The following is a 16926-nucleotide window of genomic DNA, read 5'->3' as shown; positions in this document are numbered from 1 at the left end:
AATTAACAACCCTAAAATTACAACAATGAAAAAAATTTTTTATTTATTTATGACGAGTACCCTGCTTTTTGCAGCGAGCTGTAGTTCTGATGATGATAATCAAAATGATCAAGATCCTGCAAACAGTGTCTTTACTTTAGAATCAAGATCTGACGCATCAATTTTTGGTGACGTTACTTTTACTGACAATGAAAACGGTTCTACTACTGTAGTAATAGACCTTAATGGTACAACAACTGGATCACACCCAGCACACATACATGAAAATAGTGCTGTAGAAGGTGGTGATATTATTGTAAGTCTAGAGCCAGTCGATGCTTCTACAGGTTTAAGTACAACAGTAGTATCTACTCTTAATGACGGTACTGCAATCTCATACGAACAACTTATCGAATTAGATGCCTATGTAAACGTTCACCAAAGTGCAGATGATTTAGGAACTCTTATTGCTCAAGGAGATATAGGAGTAAATGTGCTTACTGGAGAAGTAAAAGAGTACGTTTTAAACAGCAAAGCCGTGCCTACCATAAGTGGAGTAGCAACGTTCTCAAAAAGAGTTAGTGGAGCAGCGCTAGTTGAAATTCAATTAGATGGAACTCCTAATGATGGACAACACCCTGCTCATATCCATTTTAATACCGCAGCAGAGAGTGGTGCTATTGCAAAATCACTTACTACAGTTGATGGTACGACAGGTTATAGTGCTACACATATTGAAGAGCTTAATGATGAAACACAAATCGGTTATGATGGATTGTTAGAATTTGATGGGTACATTAATGTGCATCTTAGTGCGGCAGAAATTGGAACTATTGTAGCTCAAGGAGATATTGGTCAGAATGAATTAACGGGAGAAGTAAAAGAGTATGCTTTAGGAAGTAGAGCAATTCCTTCTATAAGTGGTATTGCTACCTTCTCTAAAAGAGTTAGCGGTGCAGCCCTTGTAGAAATTCAATTACAAGGAACGCCAGATAATGGAGAGCACCCAGCTCATATTCATTTTAATACTGCAGCAGAGAGTGGTGCTATTGCAAAATCACTTAATACAGTTGATGGTACGACAGGTTATAGTGCGACAAATATCGAGGCACTAAATGATGAAACGTCTATTGATTATGAAGCACTTCTAGATTTTGACGGATACATTAACGTACATTTAAGTGCAGCAGAACTTGGAACCATCGTAGCTCAAGGAGATATTGGACAAAATGAATTAACTGGAAATAGTGTTGATTATGACCTAGCAGCTGTTTCTGATGCTACTATTTTTGGCACTGCAAATTTTGCAGAACGTGTAAATGGAGAAACGCTTGTAACTGTTAATCTTGTGGGTACTACTGCCGGAAACCTACACCCAGCACACATACACAGTGGTGATGTTGCAAACGCTCCTGGAGCCATTATAGTGTCTTTAGGAAATGTAGTAGGGGAGACTGGTGTAAGTTTAACAAACGTAACACAATTAAGTGATGGTTCCTCTATAGATTATACTGCAATGACTGCTATTGATGGTTATATCAATGTTCATTTGAGTGCAGATGATCTTGCAACACTTGTAGCTCAAGGAAATGTAGGAGCAAATGCAGGGTAATTGTATTTTGTTATAAATTATTTAATAAAAACCTGACTGCGAAGTCAGGTTTTTTTATTTTGCAGCCATGAACCAACAATTACTTGACCACTTACAGGAGTTTCTGACCCCTAGAAGAAAAATGCTTTTTGATCGTGTCATCCCCATGCGTACGAGACATATTACAGTTGCTGTAGAAGACGTGTATCAATTACATAACACCAGCGCAGTGATTCGCAGCTGTGAGTCGTTTGGGATACAAGACGTACATGTTATAGAAGAGGTAAATTCTAAACGTATAGACCGTGAGATCGCTATGGGTGCTCAAAAATGGGTAGATGTTCATAGACATACGAGCACTAAAAATTGTATTCATAATTTACGTGAACAAGGGTACAAAATAGCGGCAACGACACCTCACAAAAAAGCACAAACACTGCAAGATTTTTCTGTAAACCAGAAAACTGCAATCTTTTTTGGAAGAGAAACAGAAGGACTTAGTGATTTAGTGCTAGACGAAGCAGATGATTTTATATACATCCCTATGGTAGGATTTACCGAAAGTTTAAATATTTCAGTCTCTGCTGCGATAACCCTTCAGCATTTGATGGATGATCTGAGGAAGTCTAAAATAAATTGGCGATTATCACCGACAGCGCAATTTGAGCTAAAATTAGAATGGACACGTAAAATGATTAAGGATATAGAACATATTGAAGCTAGGTATTTAAATACTTTAGAAAACAAATAAGGCTCATTAAAGAGCCTAATTTTTTTGGAGTCCGCTTTCGCGAAAGCGTACATAGTATTTAATCTTGCTGTAAGACTCTATACTCCTCATAACACTCACTGATTGCGTCTAGAATTTGAAGATCATTTGCAGTCATTATAAACTTTTCTGAGTAGCTACAATTCTTTAGTATAGCATCAATATCTACCCGTTCTATCTGTAGTAAAGCACTAAGGGTTTCTCTGTCAAATTTACGTTCTAAAAGGGTTCTTACTTTATCATCTTCTTTCATCTGACGAAGCTTACGCAGTTGACCTTTTTTTCTACTAAATATATTATATAAAAAATCTGCGGGATTAAATATGGAACTCAGCACCTTAGATATCGCACTAGGTTTGCTGCCTCCTATTTCATAACCAGAGTTGAGACCTGAGATACTGTAACGCTGGTTTGTATAAATAGGAATACGCTTTGCATCAATCTCAAGGTATCCCGTGAGCTCTATTTCTTTTACGACAACTTCTTCAAGAGCAATACCTACTTCTGTCATCTTAACTTTGACATCTCCGTAGGTAATCCAATCTTGACTCACTCTAACTTTGAGGGATTTATAGCCTAAATACGAAAAATAGAGTGTATCATTTACGGCAGCCCTGATTTCAAATTTTCCAGTAGTAGTGGTGGTTGCTCCCTTAAAGTTTGAAAGATTGAGAATATTTACATTTTGTAAAGGAATATCTGAGCTGCTACTTAACACTTGTCCAGAAATAAATCCGTTCATTTTTTTGCTGCTAGTAGTGTCTGCTGCTACAGTATTTACTCGGGTTTGTGCAATTGTTAGAACAGAAACACATAAAAAAACGAGGCTTAGTATAAGTTTATTCATAGGAGACAGCAATTTATGCAATCCGCTGGAAAAACCATACCAAAACTCGTTTTTTAAAATAATTCTAACAAATTAGTATTGAATACTAACTACGACGACGTCTTTTACCTGAAAATGGGCTTTTATTTGCCGATGCGCTATCTGGAGTACGTCCTGGAGACCTACGTTCAGAGCTAGCGGGTTGTCTTTCTGATCTACTTCTCGAGCGACCTTTATCATCTCCATAGTTCGACTTGCGATCACGATCACCATCACTACGACGACCCCCACTACGTTTTTTATCACTACCACCTCTAGAGCTTCTAAAACTGTCTGAAGATCCGCGGCGTTTTCTATCTCCGCTTCGGCCTCCGCTGCTACGTTTGCGATTACCACCGCCACCGCCACCGCCTTGAGTTTCCTCAACACTTACACGTCTACCATCTAGCTGGTAATTTTCAAATAATGATAAAACTTTGTCTTTATGCTCTGTATCTGTATTAAAAAATGAAAAAGCATCTTTACAATCTACACGGTAAATGCCATCTTGACCAAGACCCGTCATTTCCTTAAGGAAGTCCTTTAATTTCATCCAGTCAAAGTCATCCTTACGACCTATATTTATAAAGTAGCGGGTTGAGTCACCAGACTGTTCCTTTGCAGCACCTACAGCGTTTTGGTTCAGATCTTTTGCTTTTTTATAATAGTTAAAGAAGCGTGTAAACTCTACAGAGAATACCTTTTTTATAAGCTCTTCTTTTGTATTATCTTTTAGAACTTCTTCTATTTCTGGTAAGTAGGCATCAATCTCATGATTGATCTCTGTTTTATGAATGCTATTTGCTAAGTGAAATAATTGTACTTGTGTGATCTCTTTTCCATCAGGAATGGTTTTTTGCTCAAACTTTTTACCTAAGATTTTCTCAAGCTGTTTGATTTTACGCATTTCACTCTTAGTCACAATCACAAGTGAAGTACCAGTTTTACCAGCACGGCCTGTACGTCCAGATCTGTGTGTATATGTTTCTATCTCATCAGGTAACTGATAATTTACAACGTGTGTAATATCATCTACATCAATACCACGAGCCGCTACATCTGTAGCTACAAGCATTTGGATTTGCCTGTTTCTAAAGCTTTTCATTACTAAGTCACGTTGATTTTGACTTAAGTCACCGTGTAAAGCTCCTGCATTGTAACCATCTTCAATAAGTTGCTCTGCAACTTTTTGAGTATCTCTTTTTGTTCTACAAAAAATTACAGAAAAGATATCTGGATTTGCATCAGATAATCTTTTAAGCGCCTGGTAACGATCTCTAGTGTGCACGACAAAGTACTCATGAGATACATTTTTTGCACCTTCATTTTTATGACCCACCGTTATTTCTAGTGGGTTATGCATAAATTCTTTAGCAATACGAGCAACTTCTTTAGGCATCGTTGCGCTAAAAAGCCATGTGAGTTTATCGTCTGGAGTATCAGCTAGTATGTTTGTGATATCCTCATAGAACCCCATATTAAGCATTTCATCTGCTTCATCAAGTACACAGTAGCTCAATTTTGAAATGTCTACCATACGACGCCTCATCATATCTTGCATACGACCTGGTGTAGCGACAACAATCTGAGCACCACGAGAGATCTCACGTGCTTGTTCTTGAATATTTGCCCCTCCGTATACGGCAACTACACGAACTCCCTTCATATGCTTTGCATAGAGCTTCATTTCGTTTGTAATCTGTAAACATAATTCGCGAGTAGGCGCAATGATAAGACCTTGCGTAGTCTTACTATTTTCGTCTATATTTTGTAATAATGGGAATCCAAAAGCAGCAGTTTTTCCTGTTCCTGTTTGCGCAAGAGCGACCATATCACGGTCTTCTGCTAGTAGTTGTGGGATTGCTTCTTCTTGAATTTTTGATGGAGTTTCAAATCCCATGTCGGCAATAGCCTGTAGTAAAGGCGCATTTAGGCCTAATTGATCAAATGTCATATGACAGTAGTAATTATAAGTGTTAGCGTGCTGTGAGAAGCGCAACGACTTATAAACCAATTGCTTCGATCAACACGTGCCAAAATAGTGGCAGTACCTCACCCTGAGGTTTTTTCAAGCTGCAAAAGTACTCTTTTAAAATGAATAACCTACTATATGCTGTAAAAACTTTGTAAGGTTTTAATGTTCTGATAAGAAGTCTAGAAACTTCTGCATTGCTTTTCCTCTATGGCTTATTTTACTTTTAAGAGGCATTGCCATTTGTGCAAAAGTAGCATCATAACCATCTGGAAGGAATATAGGGTCGTACCCAAAACCGCCATCACCTATTTTTTCTTTAGAGATCTGACCGTTGCAAATACCAGTAAATGTTTGTTTATTTCCCGCTTTCGCGAAAGCGATAACCGTTTTAAACCGTGCAGTTCTATCTTGGTGTGTAGCTAACTTTATTAAAAGTTTGTTCATGTTGTCTGTGGCGCTTTTCTGCTCGCCTGCATAACGGGCAGAAAAGACACCTGGCGCTCCATTAAGTGATTTTACTTCCAGCCCCGTATCGTCTGCAAAACAATCATAACCATACGTATCTTTTACATAGTTAGCTTTTAATAATGCGTTGCCTTCTATAGTAGCTGCATCTTCTAGAATGTCTTCTGTACAACCTATATCTGTAAGACTAAGTAACTCAATATCTTTCCCAACTAAGGATTGCACTTCTTTAAGTTTATTGAGATTATGGGTAGCAAAAACAAGCTTCATACTTACGATACTAAACTAAAAATGGCAGCTCCGTATATGGCAAATCTTACAAATCGAGCTAGTCCAAAGAGAAGGTAATACTTAAATTCAAATCTGATCATTCCTGCTGCAAGGCTTGCAACAGCAAATGGTAATGGAAGTAATGCACCCACAATAATTAAAAAACCACCCCATTTGCGTGCGTTTTTAAGGTGCTTTTTCATTCTTACTTCTAAATAATCGTGAATAGAGGTAATTTTAAGTGAAGCCCTTCCGGTAAAGTAAGAAACGATACCCCCTGCATATGATAAAATAGCAATGAGTGATAAATATAAAATGGGAGAATCTGTTTTATCGCTCCATGCGATAAAGAGTTCTGGAGGAATGATTCCAAGTATAGATTCTGAAACAAAGAATAAACTAAGTACTAGAAAATTAGAATAATTATCAATCACATATTGAAGCGCAACATTGAGATCAATAACAAAATAATGAATACAAACAATACTAGCAACAACTAGAAGAATAGGAGGGAGTGCTTTTTTTAAAGCATCCTTCAGGAAAGTATAAAAACCTGTATAGCTATAATACTGATGTAGTAATTGTAATCTGTTTTTCTTCTTTGAATTTGAATGCGCCATCTGCCTTGTAGTCGTAAATCTTGTGTAAAAATAACGTCTGTTTAAAGAGTTTCTGTCAATTTATCTCATAAAATAATCATAACATCAAATTATTGGTGATGATAGGGCTCTCCTTTAAGTATAGTGAAGGCTCTATAAATTTGTTCGGTTATAAATAATCGCACCATTTGATGAGAAAATGTCATGTAAGAGAGGGCTACTTTTCCTTTTGCTTGTTTGTAAACTTCTTCAGAAAACCCATACGGTCCCCCTATCACAAACACTAACGTTTTGATGCTGTTATTCATTTTTTTTTGTAGAAATTTAGAAAAGTCAATGCTCGAAAACGACTTTCCTTTTTCATCCAAAAGTATGAGGTGGTCAAAGGTGGTTACTTTAGAAAGGATTAAAGCTCCTTCTTTCTGTTTTTGTTGCTCTTCACTCAAGTTTTTTACCTTTTTTAAATCTGGAATGATTTCAACAGAATATTTCACATAATGATTAAGCCTTTTAGTATAGCTATCGATGAGGGTTTGTAGGTTTTTGTCATCAGTTTTTCCTATGCAAAGTAGTTTGATATTCATATTGCAAAAATACAAATCTATGTACTGCAAACTATATGATTGTGTTTTCCTATTTTTACAATAAACATTGTTTGAAATATTTATGATTACAGAAGAGCAGTTTCAAAAAGAGATAGATGGAATAATAGCAAACGCTATCAGGGAGGATGTAGGAGATGGAGATCATAGTAGCCTTGCTTGCATTCCAGCAAGTGCTACCGGACGTGCAAAGTTGCTCGTAAAAGATGATGGGATTCTTGCAGGTTGCGCTTTCGCGAAAGCGGTATTCTCGTATGTAGACCCAGAGCTTCAGGTAGAAGATGTATTGTCAGACGGTGACGCAGTAAAATATGGTGATATTGCATTTTACGTATCAGGTTCTAGTCAGAGTATTTTAAAAGCGGAAAGATTAGTTCTCAATGCGATGCAGCGTATGAGTGCGATCGCTACAAAAACGAAATTCTTTGTTGATCTATTAGAGGGCACTACTACAAAAATATTAGACACTCGTAAGACAACACCAGGCATACGTGCACTCGAAAAATGGGCTGTAAAAATAGGAGGTGGTGAGAATCATCGATTTGCTTTGTATGATATGATTATGCTTAAAGATAATCACATTGACTTTGCTGGAGGAGTAACCAAAGCCATATTAAAAACTATAGACTATCTTAAAAAAGAAAATCGTGCACTTAAAATTATAGTAGAGGCACGAAGTCTAGAAGAGATTGAAGAAATCCTTGAAAATCATCAACATGTGTACCGTATTCTTATAGATAATTTTAATTACGAAGATACTAGGAAGGCTGTTGAGTTAATAGGTGATAAATGCCTAACAGAATCTTCTGGAGGTATTAATGAAAAAACGATACGAGCGTACGCCCTCTGTGGGGTAGATTATATATCAAGTGGCGCACTTACACATTCTGTTTACAATCTAGATTTGAGTCTTAAAGCCATTTAATGTCAAAAGGAAAGACGCTTGACGAAAAGCTTATGCGCATCAAACCCTATGTTTGGTGTGTTGCCTTCTTAAATAAGATTGTCGTTCCTGGATTTGAAGGAATGACGCTACTTGATATTATCCGTGCGTACTTTGCAGGAATTTTACAAGGTGCATTAGGTTCTAGAGCAAGTTCGATAGCGTACAGTTTTTTTATGGCAATTTTTCCCGCACTTGTCTTTATGCTCAACTTGGTACCCTATGTACCAGTAGAAGGCTTTAATATAAAGTTTATGGCTTTTATCTATGAGCTTATTCCTGCACAATCACTTGATTTTTTTAAACCCATTATAAAGGATATTTCAGAAAACGAAAGGGCGGGATTATTATCATTTGCGGGAGTTCTAGCAGTATTTTTAACAGCTAATGGTGTCAATGCAATTTTTAGTGGTTTTGAAGGGTCGCACTATAATGAAATAAATCGTAATTTCTTCAGGCAGTATGCAATCGCTTTAGTGACCTCTGTAATCTTGGCATTGTTGTTGGTTACTACCTTATCAGTTCTAATATATTTTGAGTATGTGCTTCATTCTCTAAGAGATAGAGACTTTATGAGTGATGATACAGATATTGCTTTGTTGAGTATAGGAAAAACGATTTTTTTGGTAATAATGATTTATAATATCGTAGCGACCTTATATTATTTTGGAACGAAAGAAGGTAGAAAAAGCCGATTCTTTTCACCTGGAGCACTCATGACCACGGTGTTATTTTTAGTAACTACTTATTTATTTGGTATTTACATTGATAACTTTAGCACATATAATGAATTGTATGGTTCCATAGGTGCATTATTAATTATGATGCTCTATATTTGGTTAAACTCTAATCTAATCCTTTTAGGATTTGAGCTTAATGCGACTTTACAGAAATTAAGAATTTTACACAAAACCCAAGAATAACTAATTAAATAACACACATTATGAAAAAGTATTTTATTGCACTCCTTGCTATATGTAGCCTAACATTTTCAAACGCACAAACAGTTGTGGGTGACGCAACATTGCCTAATACAATGAAAGTAGAGGGGACTAACCTTATTTTGAATGGAGCAGGAATGCGAGAGAAAATTATTTTTGACCTGTATGCTGGAGGATTATATCTAACTAAGAAAAATAAAAATGCAACAGCTATTATCAATGCAGATGAGACAATGGCTATGAAGTTAGAAATTATTTCAGGAATGGTTTCTAGTAAGAAAATGGTAAGCGCAGTGGATGACGGTTTTGATGCATCTATGAATGGAAATACAAAATCACTCAATTCTGAAATTGAGAAGTTTAAAAGTTTCTTCAGTGATAAAATTGTAAAAACGAATGTTTTTGACATCGTCTACATTAAAGGTAAAGGAACATATGTATACAAAGGAGGAAATAAAATAGGAATGATCGAAGGTTTAGCCTTTAAAAAAGCCCTCTTTGGTATTTGGTTAGGGAATGACCCTGCCGATGATGATTTAAAAGAAGGTATGTTAGGTTTATAATATATGATCTTCACGTTTATAGAAGCGAGCATTGCTGCTCGCTTTTTTTTATAAATTGGATTAATTTTCCACTCAATAACGTTTATTTTATTTTAAAATTTATATTACTTTTAACACCTATGAAAAGAACAATACTTATACTCGGAATGTTACTACTGGCAATTTCGCTCCAAGCACAGCGTGGAACGATTTACGGTAAGTGGACAACAATTGATGATGAAACTGGACAGGCAAAATCTACTGTAGATATTTACCAAAAAAACGGTAAGGTTTTCGGTAAAATTGTAGAAATTACAAATCCTGTAAAAAGAAAAATGATTTGTGATTTGTGTCAAGGTGAAGAAAAAGGTGAACCAGTCTTAGGTCTTGATATCATTAAAAATTTACAAAAAGATGGTCGCTATTACGAAGGGGGTACTATTTTTGACCCTGTAAAAGGGAAGGAATATAGAGCAAAAATTTGGCTTGACCCTAAAGATCCTGGAGTTTTAAATGTAAGAGGATATGTTGCATTTTTATACAGAACTCAAGAGTGGATAAGATTAGATTAACACCAACTTTAAATTCATTCAAAAACCGTTTCGTTTAGAAACGGTTTTTTTTTTGTCTATGATTTTTGAAATAGAGGGGATCCTTTTCTGTAAGCTTGCTTAACTTTACTTTTTATGTCAGAGCTTTTTATATGTCATATTTTATAGATGTTATTCTTCCTATCCCTGTAGAAAATACTTTTACTTATCTCGTTTCTGAGAGAGAGTATGGATTCATTGCGCTTGGGATGCGAGTGGCAGTACCCTTTGGTAAAACTAAAATATATGCTTCCATAGTAAAATCTAAACATACACAGGTTCCTACAATTTACGAAGCAAAAGAGATTTTCCAAATATTGGATGATCGCCCCATTGTGACCCCTGAACAGCTTAAACTATGGTCATGGATGGCATCCTATTATATGTGTTCAGAAGGAGAGGTAATGCGAGCCGCTCTTCCAAAGGCTTTTATGTTAGAGAGTGAGACTGTTATTAAACTTCACTCAGATAGAATAGAACCGAATGAACTCACATTAAAAGACGACGAATTTCTTATTTATGAAGCACTCCAGCATCAGTCTGAACTTAAAGTGCATGAGGTAATGGATATTCTAGATAAGAAAAAGGTATTGCCCTCTATCCAGCGGCTTATTGATAAAGGTGTCATAGAGATGCAAGAGGAGATTTATGAAAAGTACGCGCCTAAAATTGTAAAATTTATCACCTTATCTCCGCAATTTGAGAGTGAAAGCACCCTCAACGAATTACTTAACACTCTTTCAAGTGCGCCAAAACAACGAGAAATGGTGCTCACTTTTTTTTCGCTTAAAGCGAAAAAAAATAAACCTATATCTTCAAAAGATTTACAAAATGAATCTGGTGCTACCGCTGCTCAACTTAAAGCACTCATTAAAAAGGGTGTTTTCAAAACGTATGAAATGCGGCAAGATCGTATAGGATTTGATGGAGAAACTTCAAAAACTCAAGTTTTAAACTCCTATCAAAAAGTATCTTACGCAAGTATTGAAAAACACTTAGATGAGAAAGAAGTGGTTTTATTACATGGGGTGACTGCCTCAGGAAAGACAGAGATTTATGTGCAGCTTATTGAAAAAATGCTATCCTCTGGAAATCAAATTTTATATTTACTTCCAGAAATAGCGCTCACTACACAACTCATAACGAGGCTTCAAACTTATTTTGGTGAAAAAGTTGCGGTATTTCATTCTAAGTATTCCGTGAATGAACGAGTGGAGGTTTGGAATAATGTACTTCAAAAACTAGACAAAGCTCAGATAGTAATTGGTGCCCGTTCTGCACTGTTGTTACCATTTCGCGATCTAGGATTTATTGTTGTAGATGAAGAGCACGAAAGTAGCTTTAAACAATATGATCCTGCACCGAGATATCATGCTAGAGATTGTGCAATTGTACTTGCTTCAATATTTAAGGCAAAAGTACTGCTAGGATCTGCTACACCGTCTTTAGAAACAATGCATAATGCCCAGATAGGAAAATATGGATATGTTAGTCTAAAACAACGACACGGCAATATCCTTATGCCTGAGATAAATTTAGTAGATATTAAAGAGAAATCTCGGAAGAGAGAAATGACAGGGCATTTTTCTGATACATTATTAAAAGCCATTGCTGGAGCCCTAGATTTAGGGGAACAAGTGATTCTTTTTCAAAACAGAAGAGGCTTTTCTCCTATATTAGAATGTACCACTTGCGGTCATGCACCGCAATGCCCTAATTGTGATGTAAGCCTTACCTATCACAAATACAGATCGCAATTAAGATGTCATTATTGTGGTTATAATATTGCGCTTCAACAAAAATGCATGGCTTGTGGCGGCTCAGAGCTTACCACAAAGGGATTTGGTACAGAGCAAATAGAAGCAGAGCTTAAGAATCTTTTTCCAGATAAAGTGATTTCTCGAATGGATTCAGATACGACGCGAGGAAAGTATGGGTTTGAAAAATTAATCACTGCTTTTGAGCAAGAACAAATTGATATCCTTGTGGGAACACAAATGCTTACAAAAGGATTAGATTTTAGAAATGTAAGTCTTGTGGGTATTATGAATGCAGATAGTATGCTTAATTTTCCGGACTTCAGGGCGCATGAGCGAAGTTATCAACTTATCGCACAAGTAGCGGGCAGGGCAGGGCGTACCCAAAAGCAAGGAAAGGTTTTAGTGCAAACATATAATCCTTATCATCAAATTTTACAACAGGTATCCTTAAATAAGTTTGATGCCATGTATGAAGAGCAATTAGAAGAGCGCCGTACTTTTAAATACTCACCTTTTTATAGATTAATTCGAATTACGTTACGACACAGAGATTATGAAAAAATTGAAACCTCTAGCGTTTGGTTGGTAAGTGTTCTGAAACAATCTTTAGGTGAAAAATCTGTCTTAGGACCTGAAACTCCTTCAATTGCTAGGATTAGAAATCAATACAGACGAAATATTTTGATCAAAATACCGCAAGGCCAAAATTTAGTGCAAACAAAGAAAGTTATCAAACGGGTGGAGTCGAGTTTTAATGCCATTCCTCAATATAGAAGTGTTAGATTAGTAATAGACGTAGACTGCTATTAGAATTCCTTCTTAGGGACGAACTAATAAAAGCAACAAAAAAGCCACTTTAAAAGTGGCTTTTGTCTTAAGCTGATAGTGCTTCTATAAGCTCTGTTTTTTTGTGTCTCGATAGTGGAATTTTTTCTCCTTCTATTTCGATATTTCTACTATTATATTTATCTACCTTATCTATATTGACAATATAGGATTTATGTATACGCATAAAACGTTCTGGTGGAAGTTGCGCCACAAAAGATTTCATAGTAGCTAGTACAACAATAGGATCATGGATGGTAACAAGTTTTACATAATCTCCAAGAGCAGTAATATATTTAAGCTCGCTTAACATCACTTTTTTCTTTTTGAGATTACTTTTAACAAATATATAATCATCATCTTCAACAGCTCCCTCTGTCTTAAGTTTGTGTAAACTTAAAGCTTTATAAACTGCATTTGTAAAACGATCTTTTGTGAGTGGTTTTCTTAAGTAGTCTATAGCATTGTAGTTGAATGCTTTATAGGCATATTTAGTCTTTCCAGTAACAAAGATAATTTGAGGTTTATGAATAAGATCGTCAAGTAAGTCAAAACCAGAAAGTATAGGCATTTCAATATCAAGAAAGATTAAATCTATCTTCGTATCAATTAAGCCATTTTTAGTCTCAATAGCGTTGTTATACTCTGCTACTAGACGTAAATTAGGATGATCATTGATCATTTTTACAATAGCAAGTCTTTGTAAGCTAGAATCATCTACAACAGCACAGTCTAATAAAACTCCTTCCACAGTCTAGTATTATTAATTTTAATTAATTAAATAGGTTCAATATTAGTAAATTTTAGGCGATAATACAACTAAATCTTACTTTCATCGGATTTTCCTTGTAATTTATCGACATCCTTATAAGGTTAGATGTGTTTCGTTAAAATTGGTTTAAACCTCATTTTTAATTAGTGTAAATTAACCATTAATACTTTGCTTTTAAATAGGTGAAAGGACGCTTTCGCGAAAGCGGAATACCCTAATTTATAAACCTTATACCTTATTATGTACTAAATTAGAATTTTATTGAATTGAACTATTTTATTATTAAAAGAGAATGCTTACTTTTGCACTCATTTTAATTTAACTCATATTATATGAACCATTACGAAACTGTTTTCATCTTGAATCCCGTTTTATCTGATGATCAGATAAAGGAAACAGTAAAGAAGTACACAGACTTCCTTGAAGAAAAGGGTGCTAAGATGATTAGTAAAGAGGATTGGGGCTTGAAAAAGCTTGCATATCCTATCCAAAACAAGAAAAGCGGTTTTTACCACTTACTTGAATTTACGGTTGATGGACAAGCCATCAATGATTACGAACTTGCTTTTCGCCGTGACGAGCGTGTAATGCGTTACTTAACTGTAGCCATGGATAAACATGCAATCTCTTGGGCAGAAAGAAGACGTGAAAAACTAAAAAAGCAAAAAGCGTAAGTTATGGCATCTTTACAACAACAAGCAAAAGGAAAGAAGGATGGAGATATTAGATATCTTACTCCTCTTAACATTGAAACAAATAAGCAAAAGAAATACTGTCGCTTTAAGAAGTCTGGTATCAAGTATGTAGATTACAAAGATGCAGACTGGCTAGCAGGTTTTGTAAATGAACAAGGTAAGTTATTACCTCGTCGTCTTACAGGAACTTCTTTAAAGTACCAACGTAAAGTGTCTGTAGCAGTAAAACGCGCACGTCACTTAGCTTTGATGCCTTACGTAACTGATTTGTATAAATAGAAACTAGATAATAAGATGGAGCTTATATTAAAGAAGGACGTTGAGAATCTAGGATTTGCAGACGATATCGTAGAAGTAAAAAACGGATATGGTAGAAATTACCTTATTCCTAATGGTGATGCTGTACTTGCCACTGTAAGTGCAAAAAAAGTATTAGCAGAAAACCTTAAGCAACGCGCTCATAAAGAACAAAAAGTAGTAGACGACGCTCAGAAACAAGCAGATAAACTTAACGGTCTTGAAGTTAAGATAACTGCAAAAACTGGAGACGGAGATAAGCTTTTTGGATCTGTAACTAATGGAGACGTAGCTCAATACCTTGAAAAAGAAGGTGTAAGTATTGATAAGAAGTATATTTCAATTGCTGGTAACGTTGTAAAACGTTTAGGTAATTATGAGGCAACTGTTCGTTTTCACAGAGATGTGATTGTAACACTTCCTTTTGATGTAGTAGCTGAGGCTAACTAGATCGTTATATTTTATATATAAAACCGTTCTTATTTTATAAGAACGGTTTTTTTTGATATTGATTTTTTGAAACATGATTAAATGGAACGTGTGATGAAATACGCTAGACTTACAAAAGAACAACTAGAAGAACTCCACCCAGAATTTATTAATTTTTTGGCTACACAGTCTATCACAGGAGAGGAGTGGGCATCTATTAAAGAAAAGCAGCCTCTCGTTGCTGAAGAGGAGATCGATGTTTTTTCAGACTTAGTTTGGGAAGGTGTGCTTACTAAAGCACAATATCTAGAGCATATATCACCTAATCAAATGCATCTATTCTTACTAGGTGAGGAAAAGATGTCACTTATTGCTATTAAAATAAATAAGGAAGACATTGATATAACTACTACAGAAGGTTATGGCTGGCTCAAAGAAAATCTAGCCGATGAGCAAGTGGTTTTTATGAGCGCATCAAAAGAATATAGTGAAGATCGTAGCCTTGACAAGTTTAAACTTATCCAAGAAGGTGCTGTAATCACAAAAGGAGATCTTTATAAGTGGTTTGAACGTTTTGTAGATGTGAAGTAGTATTCACTTAAAATCTATCAAATAAGTAATTTAAAATGCGTTTGTCGTTTCTAACAAACGCATTTCTTTTAAGCCTGCTTTACTTGTAACTTCGCTTTTTTGAGTTTTTTACCATCTAGAGTTCTTATTAATCTGCTGGCAACACTTGTGTGAACAGCTACAAATGATTGCTGATTCTTAACTTCAATAATCCCTATTTGATCACGATTGATGTTCCCTTCTTTAAAAAAGAAGCCTGCAACGTCACCTTTTGATATTTTATCTTTTCGGCCGCCTGAAAGTTCAAGTGTGGTCCATGGCGATTCTTCTGGTACATCACAATCGTGTACGTATTCCTCATCCATTTCTGGCATAAATTCTGGTAACTTCTCGTTACGCCAATGCAGCACATAAGCGGTCCCCTCAGACTGCATACGAGCTGTACGACCATTACGATGCGTAAATTCCTCTTTATGTATGGGCAAGTGGTAATGAATGATAAACTTAATTTCTGGCACATCAATTCCCCTAGCAGCGAGGTCTGTGGCAAGCAATAACTGATGTGTACCGTTCCTAAATTTTAATAAGGACACTTCACGTTCTCTTTGTTCCATACCTCCGTAAAACGTGCCGTGTGCAATTCCATGCTCATTAAGATACTCACTTATTCTAGCGATGGTATCTTTAAAATTACAAAATATGATCCCTGGTTTATTTCCCAAATGGCATAATGCCTTAACCAGCATAGCAAGCTTATCCTTTTCTGGAGATACAATTGCTTTTAGTTCTAGTTTAGAAACTCCTTCATGAAGATAGTCTACTTCAACCGGGGATGTAAGCTCTACAAATCTTGGTATCTCGACACCTTGCGTTGCAGAGGTTAAAATCTTTTTATCTAGTACAGGTAAGAAACTTAGTATCTCTGTCATTTCGCCTTCAAATCCAACCTCAAGGGATTTGTCAAATTCATCAAGGACTAACGTTTTAATATTTTCTGTGGGAAACGTTGATCTACGTAAATGATCTGCAATACGACCTGGAGTGCCTATAAGAATTGCTGGCCTATGTTTTATAGCTTGTCTGTCTGTATTAAAACTTTGACCGCCATAAGCGGCATGAATTTTATAACCAGTTCCCATGGTACGAGCAACATCTTCTATCTGTATGGCAAGTTCTCTTGATGGAACTATGATAAGTAATTGAACTTCTTCACCATTAGGGTTTAACTCTGCAATCACAGGTAGGAGAAAAGCAAGTGTTTTACCTGTTCCTGTAGGAGAGAGTAAGATTACTTCCTTGGAAGAATGGATAGCCAGTTGAGCCGCTTCTTGCATTTCATTTAGCTTTGAAATACCTAATTTGTCAAGAATTTGTTTTTGGTTTTTTTGATTACTTATCATAGGGACAAAGGTACTTATTCGATAGCTGATAGTTGATTCTAGCAAGT

18 protein-coding genes are annotated in these 16926 nt (G+C 35.9%); 11 read left to right on the top strand and 7 right to left on the bottom strand.

The annotated features are described in order from the left end of the window. The first annotated feature begins 25 nt into the window (after nt 1–25). Entirely contained in the window at nt 26–1591 is a 1566-nt protein-coding gene (locus tag OD90_RS03195) for a CHRD domain-containing protein (protein ID WP_222430157.1), read from the top strand. 67 nt (nt 1592–1658) lie between these two features. Then, the gene (locus OD90_RS03190) at nt 1659–2321 is read left to right on the top strand and encodes a TrmH family RNA methyltransferase (protein WP_144666472.1); all 663 of its coding nucleotides are present in this window, start codon (nt 1659–1661) and stop codon (nt 2319–2321) included. A 58-nt stretch (nt 2322–2379) separates the two neighbouring features. Here the strand turns inward: OD90_RS03190 and OD90_RS03185 are convergent, their stop codons facing one another. The 5 genes from OD90_RS03185 to rlmH all read right to left on the bottom strand — a co-directional run bounded on the left by OD90_RS03185 (nt 2380) and on the right by rlmH (nt 7097). Continuing rightward, complete coding sequence (locus OD90_RS03185; protein ID WP_144666470.1) at nt 2380–3186, bottom strand: carboxypeptidase-like regulatory domain-containing protein; 807 nt, start codon at nt 3184–3186, stop codon at nt 2380–2382. An 85-nt stretch (nt 3187–3271) separates the two neighbouring features. Then, nucleotides 3272–5158, bottom strand: a complete 1887-nt coding sequence (locus tag OD90_RS03180) for a DEAD/DEAH box helicase (protein WP_144666467.1) — start codon at nt 5156–5158, stop codon at nt 3272–3274. Between the two features lie 180 nt (nt 5159–5338). After that, nucleotides 5339–5914 carry a non-canonical purine NTP diphosphatase gene (locus OD90_RS03175; protein WP_144666464.1) on the bottom strand — a complete coding sequence of 192 codons (576 nt, stop codon included), beginning with the start codon at nt 5912–5914 and terminating at the stop codon, nt 5339–5341. A gap of 2 nt (nt 5915–5916) precedes the next feature. Further along, nucleotides 5917–6534, bottom strand: a complete 618-nt coding sequence (locus OD90_RS03170; RefSeq protein ID WP_144666461.1) for a YqaA family protein — start codon at nt 6532–6534, stop codon at nt 5917–5919. An 89-nt stretch (nt 6535–6623) separates the two neighbouring features. Beyond that, entirely contained in the window at nt 6624–7097 is a 474-nt protein-coding gene (gene rlmH / locus OD90_RS03165) for a 23S rRNA (pseudouridine(1915)-N(3))-methyltransferase RlmH (RefSeq protein ID WP_144666458.1), read from the bottom strand. A gap of 82 nt (nt 7098–7179) precedes the next feature. On the opposite strand from rlmH, the gene nadC reads away from it, so the two are divergent. The 5 genes from nadC to priA all read left to right on the top strand — a co-directional run bounded on the left by nadC (nt 7180) and on the right by priA (nt 12701). After that, complete coding sequence (gene nadC / locus OD90_RS03160) at nt 7180–8040, top strand: carboxylating nicotinate-nucleotide diphosphorylase (protein ID WP_144669627.1); 861 nt, start codon at nt 7180–7182, stop codon at nt 8038–8040. Then, nucleotides 8040–8981: a YihY/virulence factor BrkB family protein gene (locus OD90_RS03155; RefSeq protein ID WP_144666455.1), complete on the top strand. Its 942-nt coding sequence runs from the start codon at nt 8040–8042 to the stop codon at nt 8979–8981. The genes nadC and OD90_RS03155 overlap by 1 nt, the downstream gene beginning before the upstream one ends. 20 nt (nt 8982–9001) lie before the next feature. Continuing rightward, nucleotides 9002–9562, top strand: a complete 561-nt coding sequence (locus tag OD90_RS03150) for a chalcone isomerase family protein (RefSeq protein ID WP_144666452.1) — start codon at nt 9002–9004, stop codon at nt 9560–9562. 119 nt (nt 9563–9681) lie between these two features. After that, nucleotides 9682–10113: a DUF2147 domain-containing protein gene (locus OD90_RS03145; RefSeq protein WP_144666449.1), complete on the top strand. Its 432-nt coding sequence runs from the start codon at nt 9682–9684 to the stop codon at nt 10111–10113. A 131-nt stretch (nt 10114–10244) separates the two neighbouring features. After that, nucleotides 10245–12701 carry a primosomal protein N' gene (priA, locus tag OD90_RS03140; protein ID WP_144666446.1) on the top strand — a complete coding sequence of 819 codons (2457 nt, stop codon included), beginning with the start codon at nt 10245–10247 and terminating at the stop codon, nt 12699–12701. 64 nt (nt 12702–12765) lie between these two features. On the opposite strand, the gene OD90_RS03135 is transcribed toward priA, so the two are convergent. Then, nucleotides 12766–13467: a LytR/AlgR family response regulator transcription factor gene (locus OD90_RS03135; RefSeq protein ID WP_144666443.1), complete on the bottom strand. Its 702-nt coding sequence runs from the start codon at nt 13465–13467 to the stop codon at nt 12766–12768. 353 nt (nt 13468–13820) lie between these two features. Here OD90_RS03135 and rpsF point away from each other — a divergent pair, with 353 nt between their 5' ends. From rpsF to OD90_RS03115, 4 genes are all read left to right on the top strand, one after another. After that, entirely contained in the window at nt 13821–14162 is a 342-nt protein-coding gene (rpsF, locus tag OD90_RS03130; RefSeq protein ID WP_144666440.1) for a 30S ribosomal protein S6, read from the top strand. A 3-nt stretch (nt 14163–14165) separates the two neighbouring features. Next, a complete protein-coding gene (rpsR, locus tag OD90_RS03125) occupies nt 14166–14462 on the top strand; it encodes a 30S ribosomal protein S18 (protein ID WP_144666437.1) in 297 nt (98 codons plus the stop codon). A 15-nt stretch (nt 14463–14477) separates the two neighbouring features. Then, nucleotides 14478–14930 carry a 50S ribosomal protein L9 gene (rplI, locus tag OD90_RS03120; RefSeq protein WP_144666434.1) on the top strand — a complete coding sequence of 151 codons (453 nt, stop codon included), beginning with the start codon at nt 14478–14480 and terminating at the stop codon, nt 14928–14930. Nucleotides 14931–15023: 93 nt separating this feature from the next. Continuing rightward, entirely contained in the window at nt 15024–15500 is a 477-nt protein-coding gene (locus tag OD90_RS03115; RefSeq protein WP_144669626.1) for a DUF6495 family protein, read from the top strand. 68 nt (nt 15501–15568) lie between these two features. On the opposite strand, the gene OD90_RS03110 is transcribed toward OD90_RS03115, so the two are convergent. Beyond that, complete coding sequence (locus tag OD90_RS03110) at nt 15569–16879, bottom strand: DEAD/DEAH box helicase (RefSeq protein WP_144666431.1); 1311 nt, start codon at nt 16877–16879, stop codon at nt 15569–15571. Nucleotides 16880–16926: the final 47 nt, after the last annotated feature.

It is taken from the genome of Dokdonia sp. Hel_I_53 (assembly GCF_007827465.1).
Taxonomy (GTDB): Bacteria; Bacteroidota; Bacteroidia; order Flavobacteriales; family Flavobacteriaceae; genus Dokdonia.
Note: the sequence above shows the minus strand (reverse complement) of the source record. Positions and strands in the feature narration are given on the sequence as shown.

What these genes read in the sequence shown, in the direction of transcription:
- rpsR (WP_144666437.1), top strand. Translation starts at nt 14,166, where the DNA reads ATGGCATCTTTACAACAACAAGCAAAAGGAAAGAAGGATGGAGATATT.
- OD90_RS03175 (WP_144666464.1), bottom strand. Translation starts at nt 5,914, where the DNA reads ATGAAGCTTGTTTTTGCTACCCATAATCTCAATAAACTTAAAGAAGTG.
- OD90_RS03170 (WP_144666461.1), bottom strand. Translation starts at nt 6,534, where the DNA reads ATGGCGCATTCAAATTCAAAGAAGAAAAACAGATTACAATTACTACAT.
- OD90_RS03190 (WP_144666472.1), top strand. Translation starts at nt 1,659, where the DNA reads ATGAACCAACAATTACTTGACCACTTACAGGAGTTTCTGACCCCTAGA.
- nadC (WP_144669627.1), top strand. Translation starts at nt 7,180, where the DNA reads ATGATTACAGAAGAGCAGTTTCAAAAAGAGATAGATGGAATAATAGCA.
- OD90_RS03145 (WP_144666449.1), top strand. Translation starts at nt 9,682, where the DNA reads ATGAAAAGAACAATACTTATACTCGGAATGTTACTACTGGCAATTTCG.
- rpsF (WP_144666440.1), top strand. Translation starts at nt 13,821, where the DNA reads ATGAACCATTACGAAACTGTTTTCATCTTGAATCCCGTTTTATCTGAT.
- OD90_RS03195 (WP_222430157.1), top strand. Translation starts at nt 26, where the DNA reads ATGAAAAAAATTTTTTATTTATTTATGACGAGTACCCTGCTTTTTGCA.
- priA (WP_144666446.1), top strand. Translation starts at nt 10,245, where the DNA reads ATGTCATATTTTATAGATGTTATTCTTCCTATCCCTGTAGAAAATACT.
- rlmH (WP_144666458.1), bottom strand. Translation starts at nt 7,097, where the DNA reads ATGAATATCAAACTACTTTGCATAGGAAAAACTGATGACAAAAACCTA.
- OD90_RS03155 (WP_144666455.1), top strand. Translation starts at nt 8,040, where the DNA reads ATGTCAAAAGGAAAGACGCTTGACGAAAAGCTTATGCGCATCAAACCC.
- rplI (WP_144666434.1), top strand. Translation starts at nt 14,478, where the DNA reads ATGGAGCTTATATTAAAGAAGGACGTTGAGAATCTAGGATTTGCAGAC.
- OD90_RS03185 (WP_144666470.1), bottom strand. Translation starts at nt 3,186, where the DNA reads ATGAATAAACTTATACTAAGCCTCGTTTTTTTATGTGTTTCTGTTCTA.
- OD90_RS03110 (WP_144666431.1), bottom strand. Translation starts at nt 16,879, where the DNA reads ATGATAAGTAATCAAAAAAACCAAAAACAAATTCTTGACAAATTAGGT.
- OD90_RS03180 (WP_144666467.1), bottom strand. Translation starts at nt 5,158, where the DNA reads ATGACATTTGATCAATTAGGCCTAAATGCGCCTTTACTACAGGCTATT.
- OD90_RS03150 (WP_144666452.1), top strand. Translation starts at nt 9,002, where the DNA reads ATGAAAAAGTATTTTATTGCACTCCTTGCTATATGTAGCCTAACATTT.
- OD90_RS03115 (WP_144669626.1), top strand. Translation starts at nt 15,024, where the DNA reads ATGAAATACGCTAGACTTACAAAAGAACAACTAGAAGAACTCCACCCA.